Source organism: Streptomyces marispadix, assembly GCF_022524345.1.
GTDB lineage: Bacteria > Actinomycetota > Actinomycetes > Streptomycetales > Streptomycetaceae > Streptomyces > Streptomyces marispadix.
The window spans coordinates 5,590,521-5,611,311 of record NZ_JAKWJU010000002.1; the positions used below are offsets into that span (position 1 = coordinate 5,590,521).

Consider the following 20,791-nt stretch of genomic DNA (forward strand, 5'->3'; position numbering starts at 1 on the left):
CAGGAACGCAGGAACAGGAACCAGGGCTGGCACGCGGGGAGTCGGCGGTTCGGGGCCCGGCGGCTCAGGGGCGGGTGCTCGCGGGTCCCGGCAGGGGCCTCGGCGCGGGCCGCGCGGGGCACTCCGCCCGGCGGCCCGGGGTCCCGCCCGTCAGCAGATAGGCAGCGAGGTGGGCGTCGGCGCAGCGGTTTCCTCCGGCGACGCCGTGCGTGCCCGAGCCGTTCTCGGTGACGAGGGAGGAGCCAGGCAGCCGCTTCCAGGTCTCGACCGCGCCCTCGTACGGTGTGACGGCGTCGCGGGCCGCCGCGAGCAGGAGTACGGGCGGCAGCCTTCCCGGGGAGGCATGCACGTCGACGGGGCGCGAGGGCCTGGACTTCCAGTACGCGCACGGCAGATCGGCCCGCACGCCCTCCCACGCCAGGTAGGGCGCGACGCGGGCGATCGCGGTGTGGTCGCGGTCCCAGCGCGACCACGTCCGGGGCCAGTGCCCTTCGGAGCACTGCACGGCGCTGTAGACGGAGTCGCTGTTGTCCTGCTCGGTGGAGGGGCGCGGACCGGAGGCGGCCAGTCGCTTCAGCGCCCGCCGGTCGCCCCTGTGGAACTCCGCGAGCGCCAGGGCGAGTCGGGGCCAGCTCTCCTCGCCGCGGCCGGCGGCGAGATAGGCGCGCAGCACTTGCCGCGAGGCCCGGCCGCCCGGCTGTCCGCCGTCGAATGCGGCGAGCGCCTGGCCGAAACGGCGCTGCACGGCCTGCGGCCCGCGCCCGAGGCCGTAGACGGAGTGGTGGCGGGCGGTCCACGAGGTGAAGTCCTCCCAGCGGTGCTGCAATGCCCTGCTCTGCGCGAGGGAGTCGCCGTACCAGATCCGCCCGGGGCGTGGGTCGACGACGCTGTCCAGTACGAGGCGGCGCACATGGCCGGGGAAGAGCGTGGCGTACACCGCGCCGAGATAGCCTCCGTACGACGTGCCGAGGTAGTCGAGCTTCTCGCGGTGCAGTGCGGAGCGCAGCACGTCGAGGTCGCGGGCGTTGTCGGCCGTGGTGAAGTGCCCGAGTGCGCCGCCGTTGCGAAGGGCGCACGCCTTCGCGAACGCGGCTGCCTGTCTGCGCAGTTCCCGCTTGTACGCATCGGACGGGACCTGCGGAGGCCGCCCCACGTCCTCCTTCTCGCCCGGCCGCCCCTTCGTGCCCCCGGGCTGTGTGGCTTCTGCCGCCGTCGTCTCTGTGTGCTCGCGATGACGGCAGTGGAGCGGGGCGGAGCGTCCGACGCCGCGGGGTGCGTAACCGACGAAGTCGTAGGCGCGGTTGAGCTTCTTCCACACTCCGGCACGGACGACGGGGTGGAGGGGGAAGTCCATGCTGTCGGCGCCGGGGCCGCCGGGGTTGTGGAGCAGGGGGCCTTGCCGCTCGGCGGCGGGGCCCGTCGCGCGTTTGCGGCTGACGGTGAGGGTGAGCTTCCGGCCGTGGGGGGCGGAGTAGTCGACGGGGACGGAGACCTCTCCGCACTCGGCGTATCCGGGAAGCTCCTCCGTCTCGGGGCAACTCGCCCAGTCGATGCCCGTAACCGCCGCCGCCCGGGCGGCGACCGCCGTACCTACGGCCTCGCGTGCCTCACGCAGCGGCAGCGGCAGACCGCCGGGTGCGGTGGGGGTGCCGGTGCCGGACGGTACGGCGGCACCGGCGCTGAGGACGAGCGCACCGAGCGTGCCGTAGAAGGCGACTGAGCGCACGGGGTGCCTCGTTCCTGTCGTGATGTCGGACGGGCACCCGGGGATGGGCGGGTGGTGGCCGAATGGCCTGCGGCCTGCGGTCGGCGGCCGGTTGAGGATGGGAACCTTGAGTGAGCACCCGTGTGCGGTGTGTGACTGAGACCGCGATTCGCATGCTGCGCAAGGGAGTTGGCGAAGTAAAGGACCCACCGGGGATGTCGGGGGTGATGCGCCCGAAGCGGGGAGCGTGGGCGCGGTCGTGCGAAAACCGGCGCCCTCGCGCGTACGGGCCCCTGGTGCCGGGCGGTGCCGGGCGTGCGGTCAGCGGCTGAGGATGCGTTCCCGCGTCAGGTGCAGCATGCGGCGCACCCGGCCGTCCGGCAGCGGCTCCGGCCCGGACCGCTCACGCCACCACATGAGCAGCCTGCGGCTCGCCCTGCGGCCGCCCGCGGAGCCCTCGTCCAGGACGTGTGCGGCGAAGTCCAGCGCGTCACGCCGGTAGCCGCCGGTCATGGGCCGGGTGCGTGCGTATGCGACGAAGAGCGAGCGGAATGCCGACTCGCCCAGGATCACGGGGAGTTCGGGCGCGACCTTCGCCACCACGTCCGCTCGCTTGCCCGCCAGGGCGCGGCGCTGCACCTCCAGCCGGTCACGGTCGAAGCCGTCCGGATCGGGCGCTCCCGCTACGAGGGAGGCGAGCAGCCCGCTCTGTGCACGGGCGAGGCGTTCCCTCGCGGCGTCAGTGCCGCCACGGGCGGAGGCGGCGGCAGCCGTGCCGTCAGCCGTGGGCATGGGCGCTCAGCTCCTCCGTGCGGGGCCCGACGGAGCGCGACCCCGGGCCGGGGTCGCCGGGGCCGTCCAACACCTCGCGTATGGCGGCCAGTTCGGCGGCGAGTTCGTTCAACGGCGGGAAGTTCTCGTCCCGTTCCAGCAGCACGCCCGGCGGCTCCGTACGGGCACGTAGCTGTGCGAGCACGTCCAGGACGGGACGGGTGACGGGGTGGCCGTGGCTGTCGTGCCAGACCCCGTCACGTTCGAAGCCGCCCGCCACATGTACGTACGCCAGCGCGTCCAGCGGCAGCCGGTCCAGCGCGGCGCGGGGCTCCTCGCCGCGGTTGACGTGGTTGGTGTGGAGGTTGGCGACGTCGATGAGCAGCCGCACGCCGGTACGTTCCACCAGCTCGGCCAGGAAGTCGCCCTCGCTCAACTCCTCGCCGGGCCAGGCCACCAGGGCCGCGATGTTCTCCAGAGCGAGTGGTACGGGCAGTGACTCCTGTGCGATGCGTACGTTCTCGCACAGCACGTCCAGGGCGTCCCGGGTACGCGGCACCGGCAGCAGATGGCCCGCCTCCATGCGCGGAGAGTCCGTGCCCGGCCCGCCTGCCCGCACAAAGGCGATGTGCTCCGTGACGAGCGGCGCGGACAGCGCCTCGGCGCGCTCGGCGAGGGCCGACAGCCGTGCGGGGTCGGGGAGTTCGGCGCCGCCGAGCCCGAGGGAGACGCCGTGCGGTACGACGGTCGTGCCGCGTTCGCGCAGCCTCCGCAGCCCGTCGGGGAGATGGTCCGGATGCGGGCAGACGTTCTCCGCGACCACCTCGACCCAGTCGATGCCCGGCAGTGCCTCGATTCCGTCCGCGATCTCGGGCCGCCAGCCGATGCCGGTGCCCAGCCGCACCCGGGTGTCTGCCGTGCCCATGCGCGCCCTCCCCGTCTTTCGTCTCCCCGTCGGCCCGCCCGGCCGCCCACAGCGGTTCCTGCTTCCTCGCTCCTGCCACGTAAGGGGCGGACGAACCCACACTGCCGCGTGTTCAGAGCCGGAATTGAGGTTCCGGCGAGGCAGGTGGCGTTTCCGGGCCCGGCCTTGACCGACCTCGACCTTGCGCCGCCGCTCCTCAGGTCGGCAGCGCCCTGTGGTCGGCCACCACCGTCGCCGAGCCCGCCGCGATCTCGGTGAACCCCGCGTCCCGTACGACCGGAAGCCCGCCGCGAAGCAGCCGGGACCAGGACGCCTCGCCGTCCGCCGTGCGTACGGCGAGCGGGAAGCCCGCGTCACGCCACCGCGACCGCGCCGCGTCCGGCAGTTCCCACCATGCCAGTTGGGCGCCGTGCGCCGCCTGCGCCATCGCCTTGCCCGCCGACATCTCCAGACCCGGGGCCAGCCACAACACGGGCACTCCGCCCGGCGGGGCCGACGGCGGCCGCGCATCGGTGAGTTCGGTGCCGGAGACCTGCAACCGCGCCAGGTCTCCGGGCCAGTCGCCCACGGGCACGGGCGGGAAGACCCGGACCTCGGCAGTGCCTCCCGTCACCGTGATCCCGGGCAGTGCCTCCGCCCTGCGCCACTCGGCGCCGCGTGCACGGCGTACCACCTTGCGGATCGCGCTGTCCTCCCACATCCGCACCCGCCCGGCCCACTCGCCCCCGTCCGAGGAGCGTTCGTCGGCGAGCAGGGTGAGGACCGCGCGGGCCGCCGTCTCCAGAGCGTCGGTGCGTTCCGGGGGCGCGGTCCGCTCCAGCCGTACGACCAGCGGCAGCGCGAACTCCTGTGTCCGGTCGGGGAGTCGGTGCTCCACGGATTCCGCGGGCTCCGAGCCGTACGCCCGGCCCCCTGGCGAGCCCTGCGCCGAGGCCTCTCCCGAGCCTCCGCCCAAGTCCCGCCCCGCGCCCGCACTTACGTCCCCTCGTTCCTCGGTCACCCGGCCAGTCTGCCAGCCCTCGGCTACTGTCGACTGTCATGAGACTTGACGGAGTCGGCCGCCGCTACGGCCGGCGCGGGGGCGTCTCCGGGACCGGCAAGGGACCGGGGGGAGGCTGGGTCCTGCGCGGCGTCGACCTCTCGCTGTCCGAGCGGCAACTGGTGCGCGTGCAGGGCGACAACGGCAGCGGCAAGTCCACGCTGCTGCGGCTGCTCGCCGGGATCGACGCACCCAGCGCGGGCCGCATCACCGGCCGCCCGCCGACGGCCTATGTGCCAGAACGCTTCCCCGCGGCGATGCCGTTGACGGTTCTCGGCTACCTCACCCGCATGGGCCGCGTACACGGGCTGCGCCGTGACGCGGCGGCCGACGAGGCACGCGGATGGCTGGAGTGCTTCGGCGCGGACGCCTACGCGCGCACGCCCCTCGCCGAACTGTCCAAGGGCAGCAGCCAGAAGGTCGCCGTCGCCCAGGCGCTGATGGCCCGCCCCGGCCTGCTGGTGCTCGACGAGGCATGGACGGGGCTCGACCTGAACGCCCGTGCAGTGCTTGACCGTTCGGTCGCCGAGCGCGTCGCGGAAGGCGGCACCGTCGTCTTCGTCGACCACGACCCGGCCCGGCTGGCCGGCGCGCCCGACGTGACGTACCGGATCGAGGGCGGCGGCCTGCACGAGGTCGACGGCCGGGTGCCGCCAGGGCACGGCGGTGTGCCCGCGGCCGGGCCGCAGGTACGGATCGAGGCCGAGGGCCCGCCCGGCGTCGCCCTCCCTTCCGGGCTTCCGGGTTCCCCGCGTACCGAGCAGACACCCGACGGCACGACGGTGCTGACCGCCCCCGCCCCGTACTCCGACGCGCTGCTGCGCGGGCTGCTCGCCGGGCACTGGCACATCCGTTCCGTCGCGGTCGAGGAGGCGTCCCGGTGAAGGCCCTGATCGCGTACCAGACCGAACTGCTCGTACGTTCCCAGCGGTGGCTGCCGCCGCTGCTGCTCTACGTGGCGTTCCTGGGCGTCGGCGTGCAGTGGGGCAGGCCGCTGCTGGACTCGCTCGGCTACTCGGCCGCGGCGCTGCTGCCCGTCACGGCATGGTTCGTACGTGTCTGCGTGGACGGCGAACCGGCAGCCGCCCGGCACTGCACGGCAGCCGCCGCGGGCCCTGGCCGCGTCCATCTGGCCGCGGTGCTCACCGCGCTGCTCGCCGCCTGTGTGCTGGGCGCGGTGGCCACGGCGTACGCGGTCGCCGTCAGCGACCCCAGCAGCTCGGAGGGGCATGTGCCGATACCGGTGCCCCGGGCGGCCGTTGCCGGACTGCTGGCGATCGCCGCCTGCGCGCTGTTCGGCACGGCGGTCGGCGCGCTGTGCAACCGGCCCGTGCTGCGCAGCACGGGCCTGGCCGTGCCGTCCGCCATGCTGGCGGCGCTGCTGGTGCTGGTCGCAGGCGGTTCTCCCGCGAACGCCGCGGTCTCGGGCCTGGTGACCGGCTCCCACACCGGCACGGTGACGCTGCCGCTGGTTCCGGCGGTGCTGTCGCTGGGCGTCGCGGCGATCGCGGTGGGATTCGCGTGCCGCCAGGCGTCCAGGCGGAGTTGAGCGCGCGCCGGAGAGAGCCTGAGAGCCCGCGGCGCCGGGTGTGCGCGAACGTCCGGCGCCGGACGCGGAACTGCGGAACTCCCCTGTGCGCTCGGGGAGTTCCGCAGTTCTGTGCAGTGCTCGGAGGAGGAGCCTGCTCGGCGCAACGTGCCGGGCACCGTGCGCAGTTCGGCACCGTGCCCGGCCCGCCGCCGTACTCAGTGCTGCGAGGGACCGGTCAGTGCTGCCAGGGGCCGGTCACCGCGAACGTGGTGCCCGGGTCGTAGCAGTTGACGTACATCGTCTGGTTGTCCGGCGAGAAGGTCACGCCCGCGAACTCGCCCCACGCGGGCTCCTCGGGCGTCCCGATGTTCTGCCGACCGCGCGCCATCGGATAGACGGCGCCCTCCTTGGTCAGGCCGAAGACGTGCTGCGCGCCCTCGCCGTCCTCGCAGACCATCAGCCCGCCGCTGGGCGCCAGGCAGATGTTGTCCGGCTCCTCGCCCGGCAGGTTCAGATCCGTGTCGGGGCCGAAGACGATGACGAGCGTGAGCTTCTTGTGCTTCGGGTCGTAGCGCCAGATCTGGCCGTAGTGGTCGGCCTTCGAGCCTTCCTCGCTCTTGGCGTAACTGGACACGAAGTAGACGGACTTGCCGCCCCAGTAGCAGCCCTCCAGCTTCTGGGCGTGCGTGATGCCGCCCTTGCCGAAGTCCTGGAAGCGGATCGCGGTCTCCTTCGCGAGCGGATCGGGCACGTCGATCCACTCGATGCCCTCGAAGCTCGTGCCCGGCTCCTGCACCACCGACAGGTCCGGTACGCCCGGCACCCGCATCGCCTGGAGCTTGCCGCCGGCGTGCAGGGAGCCGTAGCCGCCGAGCGGCTTCTCGGGCAGGAAGCGGTAGAAGAGCCCGAACGGCTTCTCGAAGGCGTCCTCCGTCTCGTACACCACGCCGTTGCGCGGGTCGAAGGCGATGGCCTCGTGCTGGAAGCGGCCCATCGCCTTCAGCGGCTCGGTGGAGGTGGGCCGGTCGTTGCGGAAGCCGACCTCGAAGATGAAGCCGTGGTCCTTGGTGTAGCCCTCCTCGCCGGCCTTGAACTCCGTCTCCTCGCAGGTCAGCCAGGTGTCCCAAAGGCTGTGCCCGCCCGCGCAGTTGGTGGAGGTGCCGGCGATGCCGACGCGCTCCTGGCGGACCTCGTTGTGCCGGTCGAGTTCGAGGACGGTGCAGCCGCCGAGCGCCGCGGGGTCGTAGGTGAGGCCGTCGACCGCGGGGACGCGGTGCTCGGCGTCCATGCGGTTCTCGTGATTGCGTACGAGCCAGGTCGAGCCGGTCCGGTGGCCGTGGCCGGTCGGGCCGGCGAAGGCGGCCATACCGTCGCAGTGGCTGGGCACCTTGCCCTCTCCGGAACGCAGGTCGTCGCCCTCGCGGGAGAGGATCTTGTAGCTGAATCCCTTGGGCAGATCGAGTACGCCGTCGGGGTCCTCCACCAGCGGCCCGTAGCCGGAACGACCTCCGGTGCCCTGGGCGGCGGCGGTACCCGTGAACAATTCCGAAAGGGCACCTGAGAAGGCGATGCCTGCTCCCAACGCGCCCGATCTTGCCAGCACTTGACGTCGTGTGGTCATACGGAACTCCCTGTCGGCCGGGCAGATACCAGGTGTGTTTACCATGCGGACGGGCGTACGAGCACTAGCCACGACAGCGGTGTCTACGCGCGTACGGAGTCGGCCGGGTACCGCCTGCCCTGACTGCCTGCCCGCTCGCCCGCACGGGTTCGGCATCGGTCCGGCGGTGCTCCGGTCGCGGAGCCCGCCCGGGGCCGCGGGACGCGCTCAGCCCCGTGCGAGCCGCGCCCCGTCCCTCGCCAGCGACGTGAGCCGCGAGATCGCCCGGAAGTACTTCTTCCGGTAGCCGCCCTCCAGCATTTCCGGGCTGAAGAGCCCGTCCAGGGGCGCACCCGAGGCCACCACCGGCAGCTCACGGTCGTAGAGCCGGTCCGCGAACACCACCAGCCGCAGCGCCGTCGCCTGGTCCGGCACCGGCCCGACATCGGTCAGACAGACGGCACCGAGACCGTCGACGAGCGCCCCGTAGCGGCTGGGATGCACGGCGGCCAGATGGGAAAGCAGCGCCGGGAAGGAGTCGAGGGAGGCACCGGGCGTGCGCCGCGCGGCGCTCGTCACGGAGTCCTCCGCGAGCGGTTGGGGTGCGGCGGGCAGTCCCCGGTGGCGGTAGTCCTCGCCGTCGATGCGCAGCGTACGGAAGTGCGCGGAGAGGCCCTGGATCTCGCGGAGGAAGTCGGCGGCGGCGAAGCGGCCCTCGCCGAGCCTGCCCGGCAGCGTGTTGGACGTGGCCGCCAGGGCGACTCCCCGGTCGACGAGGCGGGCCAGCAGGCTGGAGACGAGGACGGTGTCACCGGGGTCGTCCAGCTCGAACTCGTCGATGCACAGCAGGTCGTGGCCGCCCAGCGTGCGCACCGTCTCCTGGAAGCCGAGCGCCCCCACGAGGTCGGTCAGCTCGACGAACGTGCCGAACGCCTTGCGTTCCGGCGGTACGTCGGCTGCGTGCCAGAGGGAGGCCAGCAGATGGGTCTTGCCGACTCCGTATCCGCCGTCCAGATAGACCCCCTTGGGGCCGGGGGAGCCCGCCGTGGTCCCGCCGCGCCGGAACCAGCGCTTCAGGACGCCGCCCCTGGCGCCTCCGCCGCCGTCACGGCCGTCGGGGGCGATGCCTCCGGCGAACGAGCGCAGCTCTCGCACGGCCTCGGCCTGACTCGGCCGTTCCGGGTCCGGCACGTACGTCTCGAAGCGCACGGAGTCGAAGCGCGGCGGCGGGACCATCTCGGCGACGAGCCGCTCGGCGGGCACGCGAGGCTCGCGTGCGGTCAGGGAGAGCGGCGCGCTCCCCGCGTCCGGCGAAGGGACGGAAGCTGCGCCTGTCGGTCCGGCGGTACCTGCCGGTCCGGCGGCGGCCGGTCCCGTACGGGCCGGGCCTGCGGATTCTGCTGAGTGGGGCGAGCGGGACACGCCCTTCATGCTACGGGCCGGCGAAGCGCGCACCTCCGCCGGAGGCGACGGCTTCGACCGCCCTCCACGTGCGCCCGCCGGGGTTCGCAGCGGCCCGGCAGCCGGGGACGGGCGTCCGGGCGCTCGTGCCACACTGCCGTCCATGCGACGCCTGTTCCCACCGCCCGCCGACGACCGCCCCGAATCGTCCCGCACGCCAGGCGGCGGCCGTTGGAGCATCGAAGCCCTCGCCGACGCCTACGCCTACCCGGAGACGGCCACCGACCCGGACGGCGACGGAGTCTGGCTGCGCGCCAACATGGTCTCCTCACTCGACGGCGCCGCCTACCACGACGGCCGCTCGCAGCCGCTGTCCTCCAAGGCCGACATGCGCGTCTTCGGAGTGCTGCGCGGGCTCGCCGACGCGGTCGTGGTGGGAGCGCAGACCGTACGTCAGGAGGGATACGGGCCGCCGCACGAACGTGAGGTCTTCGCCAGGCGCCGCGCGGAGGCCGGACAGGGCCCGGTCCCGGTGATGGCCGTCGTCAGCGCCGGGCTGGATCTGGACTTCTCCCAGCCGCTCTTCACCCGCCCCCTCGTGCCGACGCTGCTGGTGACCGGTGCGGGCGCTCCCTCCGACCGGGTCGCGGCGGCACGAGAGGCGGGCGCCGAGGTCGTCTTCGCCGGTGAGGGCGCCACGGTGGACCCGCACCGGCTGCCCCGTGCCCTGGCCGGGCGGGGACTGCGGAGGCTGCTGACCGAGGGCGGGCCACGGCTGCTGGGGCAGCTCGTCGCGGGCGGAGCGCTGGACGAGCTCTGCCTCACGGTCGCGCCGCGCATCACCTCCGGTGAGGCCTCACGGATCGTGAACGGGCCGGGGACCGAGGTGCCCGTGGAGTACGCGCTGGCCGGGGTACTGGAGGAGGACGGGTTCCTGTTCACGCGCTACCGGCGGAGCGGCCCGGCGCCGGACGACGGCGCATTGACACCGGAATGAGAGGAGAAGCAGATCCGTTCCGGACTGATCCGCGGACGCCCTGAGGAGCGTGAGTTGCACGTTTCGCGGGCAACCGTTGGCAGGATGATCGCTCCGGAGCCCCGGCTCCATGTTGAAGAAGGGCACCGTCGTGTTCACGACCGTACTGATGATCGAGAAGCCGCTGGTGTCCGACGATGTGGAACTCGTCACGACGCTCCACGGTGACGAGCCTGTCTCCTTCGTCGTACTGATTCAGCCCCGCGGCGACCAGGACCGGCTGCTGCGCGCCCTGGACGACGTCGCGCTGGGCGAGTTCGACCAGGCCGTACGCGAGGGCAGCGAACCGGAGGACCGCGATACGCGGCAGCCCGCGGTCCGGGCCCTCGAACACTCGCTGACGATGCTGCGCGAGGCCGGAGCCCGCGCCGAGGGCAGCATCATCGAGGACCATCCGCTGGATGTGCTCACGAAGGCGGTCGAGCGGCACAAGGCGGACGAGGTGATCGTGCTGACGGCACCGCACCTCGTCGAGGAGTTCTTCCACCGCGACTGGGCCACGAGGGCGCGGCACAAGGTGGGGGTGCCCGTGCTGAAGCTCTTCGCCCACACCCCTTAGGGCGCCCACACCTCAGGGGCGGCCGGGCGCGGGGCGGCTGCCGGCCGTCATGCGCCCGGGGGCCGGGCAGCCGTCCCGCAGCGCATAGGCTGAGCAGCGCGCGTGGTGCACGTCGCGGTACGGGACGCCGAGCGGCGTCCGTGCCGCCCCATGAGGCGCACGGCGCGCGCCGTTCGCGAGAGTACGAGTCCTGTGGAGGCGCCCGCATGGCAGCCGACCTGTCCAGCCCTACGGTCCCCGCGGACCTGGCACGCCCGCACTTCATCGGCGTCGGCGGTGCGGGCATGTCCGGCATCGCGAAGATCCTCGCCCAGCGCGGTGCGCGGGTGCAGGGCAGCGACGCGAGGGAGTCGGTGACGGCGGCCGCGCTGCGCGGCCTGGGCGTGACCGTGCACATCGGCCATGACGCGGAGCATCTGGCGGCCGACGCCACCAGCGTCGTCGTCTCCAGCGCCATCCGGCCGGACAACCCGGAGCTGGTCGCGGCGGGGGAGCGCGGAGTGCCCGTCGTGCACCGCTCGGACGCGCTGGCCGCGCTGATGGACGCCTGCCGTCCGCTGGCCGTCGCCGGCACCCACGGCAAGACCACCACGACGTCGATGCTCGCCGTCGCCCTGGGCGCCCTCGGCCTCGACCCGTCGTATGCGATCGGCGGCGACCTGGACGAGCCCGGCTCCAACGCGCACAACGGCCGCGGCGAGATCTTCGTCGCCGAGGCCGACGAGTCCGACCGCAGCTTCCACAAGTACGCGCCCGAGGTGGCCGTCGTACTCAACGTGGAACTCGACCACCACGCCAACTACGCCTCCATCGAGGAGATCTACGACTCGTTCGTGACCTTCTCCGACCGCATCCGCCCCGGCGGGGTGCTGGTCGTCAGCGCCGACCACGACGGCGCCCGCGAGCTGACCCGCAGGGTGCGCGAGCGGGGCCGGGTGCGGGTGCGCACCTACGGAGAGGCCGAGGACGCGGACGTGCGCATCCTCGACGTCACGCCGCACGGGCTGACCAGCCAGACGACCGTGCGCCTCGCCGGTGAGGAGCTGAGCTTCGCGGTCTTCGTGCCCGGACGGCACTACGCGCACAATGCCGTCGCCGCCCTCGTCGCCGGCTCCGAGCTGGGCGTACCGGCCGACGAGCTGGCGAAGGCCCTGGGCACCTACACCGGGGTCCGCCGCCGCCTCCAGCTCAAGGGCGAGGCGAACAGCGTCCAGGTCATCGACTCCTACGCGCACCACCCGACCGAGATGACCGCCGATCTGGAGGCGATCCGCGGCGGCGCCGGCGACGGGCGCATCATCGTCCTCTTCCAGCCGCATCTCTTCAGCCGTACACAGGAGCTGGCCACCGAGATGGGGGAGTCCCTGGCGCTGGCCGACGCGTCCGTCGTCCTCGACGTCTATCCGGCGCGGGAGGACCCGATCCCGGGCGTCACCAGCGAGTTGATCATCGACGCGGCACGTGCGGCGGGCGCCGACGTACGGCATGCCGCGAGCGGCACGGAGGGCGTGGACCTGGTCGCGGGAATGGCGGCCCCGGGCGATCTCGTTCTCACCATGGGGGCGGGTGACGTGACGGAGCTGGGCCCCGAGATCCTCGCCCGGCTGCCGAAGTGAGTGCCGTCGGGGAATCCCGAGACCGAGCCCCGAGACCGACGAAGGAGGCCGACCGGCCGTGACGTACGAGATCGAGAAGCCGGAAGAGCAGTGGCGGGCGGAGCTCAGCCCGGAGGAGTACCGGGTGCTGCGTGAGTCGGGCACCGAGCCCGCCTTCACCGGCGAGTACACCGACACGAAGACGACCGGCGTCTACAACTGCCGGGCCTGCGGTGCGGAACTCTTCCGCTCCGACACGAAGTTCGAGTCGCACTGCGGTTGGCCCAGCTTCTACGACCCGGCCGGCTCCGACGCCGTCGAGCTGCTGGAGGACCACTCGATGGGCATGCTCCGCACTGAGGTGCGGTGCGCCCGCTGCGGCTCGCATCTGGGCCACGTCTTCGAGGGCGAGGGCTATCAGACGCCGACGGACCAGCGGTACTGCATCAACAGCATCGCGGTGCGGCTGGAGCCCTCCGAGTCCTGAACCCGGCCCGGGTTCCGCTGTCGCCGTCTGCCGGGCGCCCGCCTCTCATGGGCGGGCGCCCGTCGTATGCGGCCCTGTGCCGTCGGGCGCCCCCTCAGCCCGTTCCTCAGTCCGATCCGTTCGCGCCGTCGGAAGAGCCGGGCGTGGTCTTCTGGATCTGGAGGAGGAATTCGGTGTTGGACTTGGTCTGCTTCATCTTGTCCAGCAGCAACTCGATGGCCTGCTGCTGATCCAGGGCGTGCAGCACCCGGCGGAGCTTCCAGATGATCTGCAACTCGTCACCCGCCATGAGGATCTCCTCCTTACGGGTACCAGAGGCATCCACATCCACCGCCGGGAAGATCCGCTTCTCCGACAGCTTCCGGTCCAGCTTCAACTCCATGTTGCCGGTGCCCTTGAACTCCTCGAAGATCACCTCATCCATCCGCGACCCGGTCTCCACCAGCGCCGCGGCCAGAATCGTCAGCGACCCCCCGTCCTCGATGTTGCGCGCCGCACCGAAGAACTTCTTCGGCGGATACAACGCCGTGGAATCCACACCACCGGAGAGAATCCGCCCCGACGCCGGAGCCGCCAGGTTGTACGCCCGGCCCAGCCGCGTGATGTTGTCCAGCAGCACCACCACATCGTGACCCAGCTCCACCAGCCGCTTCGCCCGCTCGATCGCCAACTCCGCGATCGTGGTGTGATCCTCCGCAGGACGATCGAAGGTCGAGGAGATCACCTCACCCTTCACCGACCGCTGCATATCGGTGACTTCCTCCGGCCGCTCATCGACCAGCACCACCATCAGATGGCACTCCGGGTTGTTCACCGTGATCGCATTCGCGATCGACTGCAAAACCGTCGTCTTCCCCGCCTTCGGCGGCGCCACGATCAGACCCCGCTGCCCCTTCCCGATCGGCGACACCAGATCGATGATCCGCGCCGTCAACCGGTTCGGCTCCGTCTCCAACCGCAGCCGCTCCTGCGGATACAACGGCGTCAGCTTGTTGAACTCCGCCCGCGCACGACCACCCTCCGGCGACGCACCGTTCACCGAATCCAGCCGCACCAGCGCATTGAACTTCTCCCGCCGCTCCCCCTCACGCGGCTGACGCACCGCACCCGTGACGTGATCACCCTTACGCAGACCGTTCTTCCGCACCTGCGCCAACGACACATACACATCATTGGGACCCGGCAGATAACCCGACGTCCGCACGAACGCATAGTTATCGAGAATGTCCAAGATCCCCGCCACCGGGATCAGCACATCATCCTCAGCGATCTGCGGCTCCGCATCCTCACGACCACCACGACGCCCACGACGATCCCGATAACGACCCCGCCGACCACGACGGCCTTCGCGCTTGGACGGGCGGCCCTGTTCGGTGCCGGGATGTGCGGGCTTTTCGATGGTGTCGCTCACGAAGGGCCTTCCGGATGGGAGTTCGTACGTACGTCCTCGTCTGCGCACGCGGTGAGAACGGAAGCCTCCGCCGTGCTCCGCGGGGCGGACCGGAATCCGGGCGGGCGCGGGGACGGCCGCAGGTTCAAGACGGTGGACGGACCACACCGTCATGCGTGCACTTCCCACGCTGGCCGCCGGGAAACCCGGTCGGCCGCCCGTACGCCCCCGCACCTTCGGTGCTCATCCCGCCAGGCGGAATAGGCAGGCGGTGCGCGGCGGTTCGCTTGTACGTTGCAACAGATCGCGGCGGCGCGCGGGCCTGTGTCCGGTGCCGTGGCGTTCCGGTGCCGATGCCGCCCGCGGCCACGGCGTCCGGGCGGCCGGAGCGAACTGCGCAGCCGCCACACAAGTCCCGCCCGCCGCACGTCCGTTACCGGCCGCAACCGTCGATTCCGCCCATACGACCCGCCTGTACCGCCGCGATTCCGCAAGTCCCTTACGCCGTAGGTCTCGTCCCCGTCCAGCATCCGCCGCATCCCGTCGACGCCGCGCGTCTCAAGTACCGCGTACCGCCTCCCGTACCGAATCCGGAGTCCGCATGACCCAGGCCAGCAGTGCCGCCTCGTCCGCGACCGCCCGCCCCGCCGGCGCAGGCGGCACCGGCGTCTCAGACGGGAACGGCACCTCCGGTGGCGCTTCAGGCGGGCGAACCGCGGGCGCGCGCAAGGGAGTCGTGCCCGTGCTGGCCTTCGCCGGGATCTCAGTCGCGGTGATGCAGACGCTGCTCGTACCCGTGGTGGCCCGGCTGCCCGTACTGCTGAACACCGCCACGTCCGACGCCGCCTGGGTCGTCACCGTGACGCTGCTCTCCGGTGCCGTCGCCACGCCCATCATGGGGCGCCTCGGGGATCTCTACGGCAAGCGGCGCATGATCCTCGTCAGCCTCGCGGCGATGGTGGCCGGTTCGCTGCTGTGCGGCGTCACTTCGTCGCTCATACCGATGATCACCGGCCGTGCCGTGCAGGGCTTCGCTATGGGAGCCATCCCGCTGGGCATCAGCATCATGCGGGACGAACTGCCCCCGGACAGGCTCGGATCGGCCATGGCGTTCATGAGTTCGTCGCTCGGCGTCGGCGGGGCGCTGGCCATGCCCGCCGCCGCGTACGCCGCTCAGCGAACCGACTGGCACATGCTCTTCTTCGGCGCCGCCGGGCTGGGCCTCCTCGCGATGCTGGCGGTGCTCGCCGTCGTACCGGAGTCCGCGCAGCGCACCGGTGGCCGCTTCGACATACCCGGCGCTCTCGGCCTGACGGCAGGGCTCGTGGCGCTGCTGCTCGCGATATCCAAGGGCGCCGACTGGGGCTGGAGCAGCGGGCTGACGCTGGGGCTCTTCGCCGCCGCGCCGCTGGTGTTCGTGCTGTGGGGAGCGATGGAGCTGCGGGTACGCAGGCCGCTGGTCGATCTGCGCAGCACGGCACGCCGCCAGGTGCTGCTGACCAATCTGGCCTCGATCGCCGTCGGACTCGCCTTCTACGCCGCCACGTTGGTGCTGCCGCAGCTTCTCCAGCTTCCCCGTTCCACCGGCTACGGGCTGGGGCAGACGATGACCGTCGCGGGGATGTGCGTCGCGCCGATGGGGCTTTCGATGATGCTCGTCTCCTCGCTCTCCGCACGCATCTCGGCGGCCCGGGGTCCCAAGGTCTCGCTGATGGCGGGGCTGGTGGTCCTCGCCGTCGCCTATCTCGCGGGCACGGTACTGATGAACGCCGTATGGCAGGTCGTGGTGACCGCCGTACTGATCGGCGTAGGCATCGGCATCGCCTACGCGGCGATGCCCGCGCTGATCATCGGCGCCGTGCCGCCGTCGGAGTCCGGCGCCGCCAACGGGCTGAACACGCTGATGCGTTCGATCGGCACCTCCACTTCGAGCGCGATCGTCGGCGTCGTACTGGCGCACATGAGCATCCCGCTCGGCGGCACCGACGTGCCCACGCGCAGCGGCTTCCAGGTCTCGTTCCTCATCGCGGCGGGGGCGGCGCTCACGGGGCTGCTGATCGCCTCGTTCCTGCCGGGCCGGGACGCGGGGAGCGCCGGGAGCGGGGGGCACTCCGGGAACGCTGCGGAGGCGGGGGCCGGACGGCAGGTACGACCGTCACGTGCGGGCGTCTGACCGTCCTCAACCCGTCGCCCCCACCTGATCGTTCGCCCCGTAAGTCCCTCATCCTGGGATTCCGGGTGCCCGCGAGACCCCGGGAATCCGGCCGTAAGCAGGCGATCCCGGCCGGAAAACGGTTCGCCACCCGCCCGGCGCCCGGCCAGGATGGCCCGCATGTTCACGACTCTCCTGTCCTTTCTCGGCGCCTGCGTCCTGGTCGCGATGGCGCCGGGCCCCAGCACCGTGCTGATAGTGCGCAGTTCGCTGCGCAGCCGCCGCTCGGGCTTCATGACCGTGCTGGGGAACGAGACGGGAGTCTTCACCTGGGGCGTCGTCGCCGCGTTCGGTCTGACCGCGCTGCTCGCCGCGTCCCAACTGGCCTACGAGATCATGCGGTTCGGCGGGGCCGCCGTGCTGATCGTCTTCGGCGTGCAGGCGATACGCTCGGCCCGCAGGGGCGCAGGCTTCGACGCCACGGCCGAACCGGGCGCCACGGCCGAACCGGGCGCCACGGCCGAACCGGGCCCGGCGGCGATCAGCGGCTGGCGCTCCTATCGCGCGGGCCTGCTGCTGAACCTCGCCAACCCGAAGGCCGCCGTCTTCGCCATGTCGTTCCTGCCGCAGTTCGTCCCGCACGGTGCGCCCCAACTCCCGCTGATGGTGGCCCTGGCGGCGCTCTGGGCCGTCTTCGAGATCGGCTACTACGGGATGTACGTATGGTTCGTCGGCCGGATGCGCCGCGTGCTGTCCCGCGCGGGCGTACGGCGGCGCCTGGAGCAGATCTCCGGCGGGGTGCTGCTGGCGCTCGGCATACGGATGGCACTGGAGGGCTAGGTCCGGGGCCGGTGCATTCCCTCACCGGAGGGCGCCGCCCGCCCACCGGGACCCGCCCGTGCCCCCACCGGGACCCGGCGCCCACCGTGAGCTCCGCGCCCGCCGACCGGAACCGGCGAAATCCGTACAACCAGCTCCGCCCTTCGACGGTCACACCAGATACCCCCCCCACGCCGTCGACCGAGTGGGGGTCCCCGTGCCACACAACCGCCGCATGCTGATGTGCGCCGTCGCGGCCGCTGTGGCCGCCGCCGGGTTCGTGGTCCCGTCCGGGGCCACCGCTGCCGCACCCCGTACCGTCGCGAGCGACTTCAACGGCGACGGCTACGCGGACGTCGCCGTCGGCGTCCCGGACGGGACCGTCGGCGGTCAGGCCAAGGCCGGGTACGTGAACGTCGTCTGGGGCGGCCCGAAGGGCGCCGGAGCCCACGGGAGCATCCGCATCACCCAGGCCACTCCCGAGCTGCCCGGCACCCCGGAGGCGGGCGACCGCTTCGGCGCGTCCGTGGCCCTGGTGGACCTCAACGGCGACGGCATCGCGGAACTCCTCGCCGGTGTCCCGGGCGAGGACGTCACCGACCGCGGTACGGACGCGGGCATGGTCACCGCCGTAGGCGGCTCGAAGGGCGGGCCGGGACCGGGGTCGACGGTGCTCACCGGGCCGTCGCCGTCGGCCGCGTACGGCAGATCGGTCGCGGCGGCCGACCTGACCGGCGGCGGCAACAAGGCGATCGTGATCGGCGGCAAGGACAAGGTCGTCGCCCGCGTCATCCAGGGCGAGGACAGCATGGTCACCACCGTCGTCGCCGCCCCCATGGGCGGCCGCGCCCCCGTCCTGGCCACCGGCGACTTCGACAGCGACGGCACGGCGGACCTGGCCGTGGCGTACTGGACCGAGAGCGACCCCAACACGCAGTCCCACGTGCGCCTGTGGAAGTGGGACGCCGACCGGTCCGCGATGGCCAACTTCTGGAACACGGACAACGCCGGTGTCACGGCCTTGGCCGCCGGCGACTTCGACGGCGACGGCCACGACGACCTGGCGCTCGGCGAATGCCGTGAGATCGCCGACGAGAACATCGACGACCCGTGCGGCCCCGAAGAACTCGCCAAGGGCGGCGGCGTCCACATCCACTACGGAAGCCCCGCGGGCGGCCCGTTCGGCAGCCGCGCCCAGACCCTCAACCAGGACACGGCGGGCGTCCCGGGCGTTGCCGAGGACGGCGACCGCTTCGGCGCCGCCCTCGCCGCCGCCGACGTCGACCGCGACGGCCGCGACGACCTGATCGCGGGCGCTCTAGGTGAGGCCATCGGAAGCAGGACGGGGGCGGGCGCCGCCTGGCTGCTCCACGGCGGCGCCAAGGGGCTGCTCGACGCCGCGGGCGCTGCCACGTCCGTCGCCTGGAACCAGGACACGTCGGGCGTCCCCGGCGTCGCCGAGGCGGGCGACACCTTCGGCGCGGCGGTCGCCTCGGGTGACTTCAACGCCGACGGCATACCGGACGTGACGGCCGGGTCCCCCGGCGAGAACGCGTCCCTGGGCGCCGTGTGGTACCTCCCCGGCGGCTCGGCCAGGGGCTCGGCGGCCTTCTCCCCTCGCACGCTCGGCCTCCCGTACCCGTCCACGGCCCAGAAGTACGGAAAGCCGCTGAGCACCCGCTGAGAGCGCCGCGCGCGGCGGTCCTGCCTCTCCGGTCTGTATCGGTTTGTACCAGTCCGGTCTCCGCCGGTGCACCCCGGCCTGTGCCGGTGGTCTGAATCCTGGCCGGTCCTGGCCGGTCCTGGCCGTCGCCGGGCGTCGTCCGGCGGTCGCCCGCGGCGCGTACGGCCGCCGCCCCGCTCGTCGGCCCCGGGCAGGCGGACCGCCCGCCCGGGGCCGGGGCCGTCGCACCCGACGACCCGTCCGCGTAAGGCGGTTCAGCCCACGACCCTCATCTCGGACTTCGCCCGCCCGAGCCGGTCCACGTCGTAGCCGAGGCTGGGGATCTCGCCCTGCTTCAGACCGGAGATGCGTACGTCGGTGTCCAGACGCGTGGTCTGTCCCGGACCGATGCCGAGCGGGACGTCGTTGCAGACGGCCTTCGTGCCCGTATCGGTGCACCGCACGGTCTGCGAGGTGCCGTCGGGCCGCTTGACGCGCAGCTCTACGACCCCGGGGAAGCTGACACCCGCCGGGCCGGGAGTGAGCGTCACGGTTCGCTTGGCGATGCGGGACCTGCCGGTGTTCGTCACGGTGACAGCGGGCTTCGCGAAGGAGTCGTTGCGTGCCGTCTGATTCGGCTCACCCTTGATCTCCGCCTGGCCAGGGGCGCTCTCGTCGCTCACGCCGGGCACCTTCCACAGCCGGTCGGAGCTCTCGTTGGCGCGGTTCAGGGAGAGCTTGTCGTAGGCGCCCCAGTGCTCCTCGCGTTTGAAGGTTCCGATGGCCATGTCTTGTCCGTTGCGCGGACGGATGCTTAGCCAGTCGCCCTCTCCCGACTCCGGTGCCTTGAGGGACCACTGCTGCGAGGCCCGGCCGTCCTGGCAGGGGCTGAGGATGATCGCGCTGTTCATCACCGCGCCGCTCTTGGCGGTCAGGCACAGCGGCTTGGCGTCCTTGGTCTTGGTGAGCCGGAGGGTGTGGTAGTCGCCGACGCGGGTCACCACCCAGTCGTGGGCGGCCCTGCCCGGGTGCTCCTCGGCGGACCAGTAACGTCCGCCCACGAGGGAACGGACCTCGTGGTTCTCATTCGGGTTGTCGTCGTAGACGCCCAAGTACCCGCCCGAGCCCTTGTTGTAGATCTTCACCGGCCCGCTGCTTTCGCCGTCGTCGGCCTGCGCCGCAGGCGCCGCAAGCGCGCCGAGCATCAGCCCGGCGGTGGCGGTGCACAGCACAGCCGGGACTCCGACGCGTCGGAACCCCGTCCGCTGCATCGGACGCCTTCTACCGTCACGCATCGCGCAAATCCTCTCTGCGGAATCGGGGCGGCCCGGAGACGACGCAGAACTCCGCGCTGAGTGAATACCGGAGATACGACCGATTCGCCCCGATATGGCGATTCTCTGTCGTACGGGATTTCGCCCTGACCGGGCGCCTGTAGTCGTGGGGCCGCCCGGTGTTGGACACCGTGTCCATGCGTAGGTTCCGGGAGGGGCGGTCATGGAAGTGGACGTGTGCGCGAGCGCGGCGAGCCCGCTACCGGCCACATTTCAGCGAGAGTCGGCCCGTTCGCACGTGCCCTCCTGCCGCGCGTCGCCCGACGGCAGGCTCGGGGCCACGGTGCCCCGAGCCGATCCCGGCGCACTTTCTTGATTGATTCAAGAAAATGAGGCACGCTTCCGAACGTGCCAACGACCTCGGACTTCGAGCGCATGCTGCGCGGGGCCGCTCTGCGTGTGACGCGGCCCCGCGTGGCGGTGCTCCACGCGGTGCACGACCATCCGCACGCCGAGACCGAGTCGATCATCGGTGCCGTGCGGGAGGAGTTGGGCGGGGTTTCCCACCAGGCCGTCTACGACGTGCTGCGCGCGCTGACCAGTGCCGGTCTGGTGCGTCGCATCCAGCCGCCGGGATCGCTGGCACGCTACGAGGCGCGGGTCGGGGACAACCACCATCACGTCGTATGCCGGTCGTGCGGGGCCGTCGCCGACGTGGACTGCGCTGTCGGTGAGGCCCCCTGCCTGACCGCGTCCGACGACCACGGATTCGACATCTACGAAGCCGAGGTCACATATTCGGGCTTGTGCCCAGGCTGTTCCGCCGCAGCCGATTCCTGATCAT

At 72.1% G+C, this 20,791-nt stretch carries 15 protein-coding genes and 2 pseudogenes; 10 read left to right on the plus strand and 7 right to left on the minus strand.

The window, feature by feature from the left end; genetic code table 11:
* Positions 1-64 precede the first annotated feature (64 nt).
* From MMA15_RS23280 to MMA15_RS23290, 3 genes and pseudogenes are all read right to left on the minus strand, one after another.
* Positions 65-1,726: an alpha/beta hydrolase gene (locus MMA15_RS23280; RefSeq protein WP_241062038.1), complete on the minus strand. Its 1,662-nt coding sequence runs from the start codon at positions 1,724-1,726 to the stop codon at positions 65-67.
* A 300-nt stretch (positions 1,727-2,026) separates the two neighbouring features.
* Positions 2,027-3,401 (minus strand): annotated as a pseudogene (locus MMA15_RS23285) (MbnB/TglH/ChrH family RiPP precursor modification enzyme).
* A gap of 196 nt (positions 3,402-3,597) precedes the next feature.
* A complete protein-coding gene (locus MMA15_RS23290; RefSeq protein ID WP_241063409.1) occupies positions 3,598-4,278 on the minus strand; it encodes an aminoacyl-tRNA hydrolase in 681 nt (226 codons plus the stop codon).
* A 161-nt stretch (positions 4,279-4,439) separates the two neighbouring features.
* On the opposite strand from MMA15_RS23290, the gene MMA15_RS23295 reads away from it, so the two are divergent.
* Complete coding sequence (locus MMA15_RS23295; RefSeq protein ID WP_241062039.1) at positions 4,440-5,324, plus strand: ATP-binding cassette domain-containing protein; 885 nt, start codon at positions 4,440-4,442, stop codon at positions 5,322-5,324.
* Positions 5,321-5,989 (plus strand): ABC transporter, encoded by a 669-nt coding sequence (locus MMA15_RS23300; RefSeq protein WP_241062040.1) that lies wholly within the window; start codon positions 5,321-5,323, stop codon positions 5,987-5,989. Before MMA15_RS23295 ends, MMA15_RS23300 begins: the two co-directional genes overlap by 4 nt.
* Before the next feature lie 217 nt (positions 5,990-6,206).
* Here the strand turns inward: MMA15_RS23300 and MMA15_RS23305 are convergent, their stop codons facing one another.
* Together MMA15_RS23305 and zapE are read right to left on the minus strand one after the other, a co-directional pair.
* A complete protein-coding gene (locus tag MMA15_RS23305) occupies positions 6,207-7,592 on the minus strand; it encodes an alkaline phosphatase PhoX (protein ID WP_241062041.1) in 1,386 nt (461 codons plus the stop codon).
* A gap of 207 nt (positions 7,593-7,799) precedes the next feature.
* Entirely contained in the window at positions 7,800-8,834 is a 1,035-nt protein-coding gene (zapE, locus tag MMA15_RS23310) for a cell division protein ZapE (protein ID WP_372498292.1), read from the minus strand.
* 301 nt (positions 8,835-9,135) lie between these two features.
* On the opposite strand from zapE, the gene MMA15_RS23315 reads away from it, so the two are divergent.
* The 4 genes from MMA15_RS23315 to msrB all read left to right on the plus strand — a co-directional run bounded on the left by MMA15_RS23315 (position 9,136) and on the right by msrB (position 12,649).
* Entirely contained in the window at positions 9,136-9,969 is an 834-nt protein-coding gene (locus MMA15_RS23315; RefSeq protein ID WP_241062043.1) for a pyrimidine reductase family protein, read from the plus strand.
* Positions 9,970-10,099: 130 nt separating this feature from the next.
* Positions 10,100-10,567, plus strand: a complete 468-nt coding sequence (locus MMA15_RS23320; RefSeq protein WP_241062044.1) for an indole-3-glycerol phosphate synthase — start codon at positions 10,100-10,102, stop codon at positions 10,565-10,567.
* Between the two features lie 206 nt (positions 10,568-10,773).
* Positions 10,774-12,183, plus strand: coding sequence for a UDP-N-acetylmuramate--L-alanine ligase (murC, locus tag MMA15_RS23325; protein ID WP_241062045.1), 1,410 nt, complete (start codon positions 10,774-10,776; stop codon positions 12,181-12,183).
* 58 nt (positions 12,184-12,241) lie between these two features.
* On the plus strand, positions 12,242-12,649 hold the full coding sequence (gene msrB / locus MMA15_RS23330) for a peptide-methionine (R)-S-oxide reductase MsrB (protein ID WP_241062046.1): 408 nt from the start codon (positions 12,242-12,244) through the stop codon (positions 12,647-12,649).
* A gap of 106 nt (positions 12,650-12,755) precedes the next feature.
* On the opposite strand, the pseudogene rho reads toward msrB, so the two are convergent.
* A pseudogene (rho, locus tag MMA15_RS23335) lies at positions 12,756-13,997 on the minus strand (transcription termination factor Rho); the annotation flags it as partial.
* Between the two features lie 643 nt (positions 13,998-14,640).
* Between rho and MMA15_RS23340 the strand changes: the two are divergent.
* From MMA15_RS23340 to MMA15_RS23350, 3 genes are all read left to right on the plus strand, one after another.
* On the plus strand, positions 14,641-16,212 hold the full coding sequence (locus MMA15_RS23340; RefSeq protein ID WP_241062047.1) for an MFS transporter: 1,572 nt from the start codon (positions 14,641-14,643) through the stop codon (positions 16,210-16,212).
* 159 nt (positions 16,213-16,371) lie between these two features.
* Entirely contained in the window at positions 16,372-17,031 is a 660-nt protein-coding gene (locus tag MMA15_RS23345) for a LysE family translocator (RefSeq protein WP_241062048.1), read from the plus strand.
* Positions 17,032-17,227: 196 nt separating this feature from the next.
* Positions 17,228-18,694 carry an FG-GAP and VCBS repeat-containing protein gene (locus tag MMA15_RS23350; protein WP_241062049.1) on the plus strand — a complete coding sequence of 489 codons (1,467 nt, stop codon included), beginning with the start codon at positions 17,228-17,230 and terminating at the stop codon, positions 18,692-18,694.
* A 254-nt stretch (positions 18,695-18,948) separates the two neighbouring features.
* On the opposite strand, the gene MMA15_RS23355 is transcribed toward MMA15_RS23350, so the two are convergent.
* Positions 18,949-19,944: an RICIN domain-containing protein gene (locus tag MMA15_RS23355; protein WP_241062050.1), complete on the minus strand. Its 996-nt coding sequence runs from the start codon at positions 19,942-19,944 to the stop codon at positions 18,949-18,951.
* Positions 19,945-20,382: 438 nt separating this feature from the next.
* On the opposite strand from MMA15_RS23355, the gene MMA15_RS23360 reads away from it, so the two are divergent.
* On the plus strand, positions 20,383-20,787 hold the full coding sequence (locus tag MMA15_RS23360) for a Fur family transcriptional regulator (protein WP_277401350.1): 405 nt from the start codon (positions 20,383-20,385) through the stop codon (positions 20,785-20,787).
* The last annotated feature ends 4 nt before the right edge of the window (positions 20,788-20,791 follow it).

Coding starts and splice junctions, on each gene's coding strand:
- MMA15_RS23295 (WP_241062039.1), top strand. CDS start 4,440: ATGAGACTTGACGGAGTCGGCCGCCGCTACGGCCGGCGCGGGGGCGTC.
- MMA15_RS23305 (WP_241062041.1), bottom strand. CDS start 7,592: ATGACCACACGACGTCAAGTGCTGGCAAGATCGGGCGCGTTGGGAGCA.
- MMA15_RS23315 (WP_241062043.1), top strand. CDS start 9,136: ATGCGACGCCTGTTCCCACCGCCCGCCGACGACCGCCCCGAATCGTCC.
- murC (WP_241062045.1), top strand. CDS start 10,774: ATGGCAGCCGACCTGTCCAGCCCTACGGTCCCCGCGGACCTGGCACGC.
- MMA15_RS23340 (WP_241062047.1), top strand. CDS start 14,641: ATGACCCAGGCCAGCAGTGCCGCCTCGTCCGCGACCGCCCGCCCCGCC.
- MMA15_RS23345 (WP_241062048.1), top strand. CDS start 16,372: ATGTTCACGACTCTCCTGTCCTTTCTCGGCGCCTGCGTCCTGGTCGCG.
- MMA15_RS23355 (WP_241062050.1), bottom strand. CDS start 19,944: ATGCAGCGGACGGGGTTCCGACGCGTCGGAGTCCCGGCTGTGCTGTGC.
- MMA15_RS23360 (WP_277401350.1), top strand. CDS start 20,383: ATGCTGCGCGGGGCCGCTCTGCGTGTGACGCGGCCCCGCGTGGCGGTG.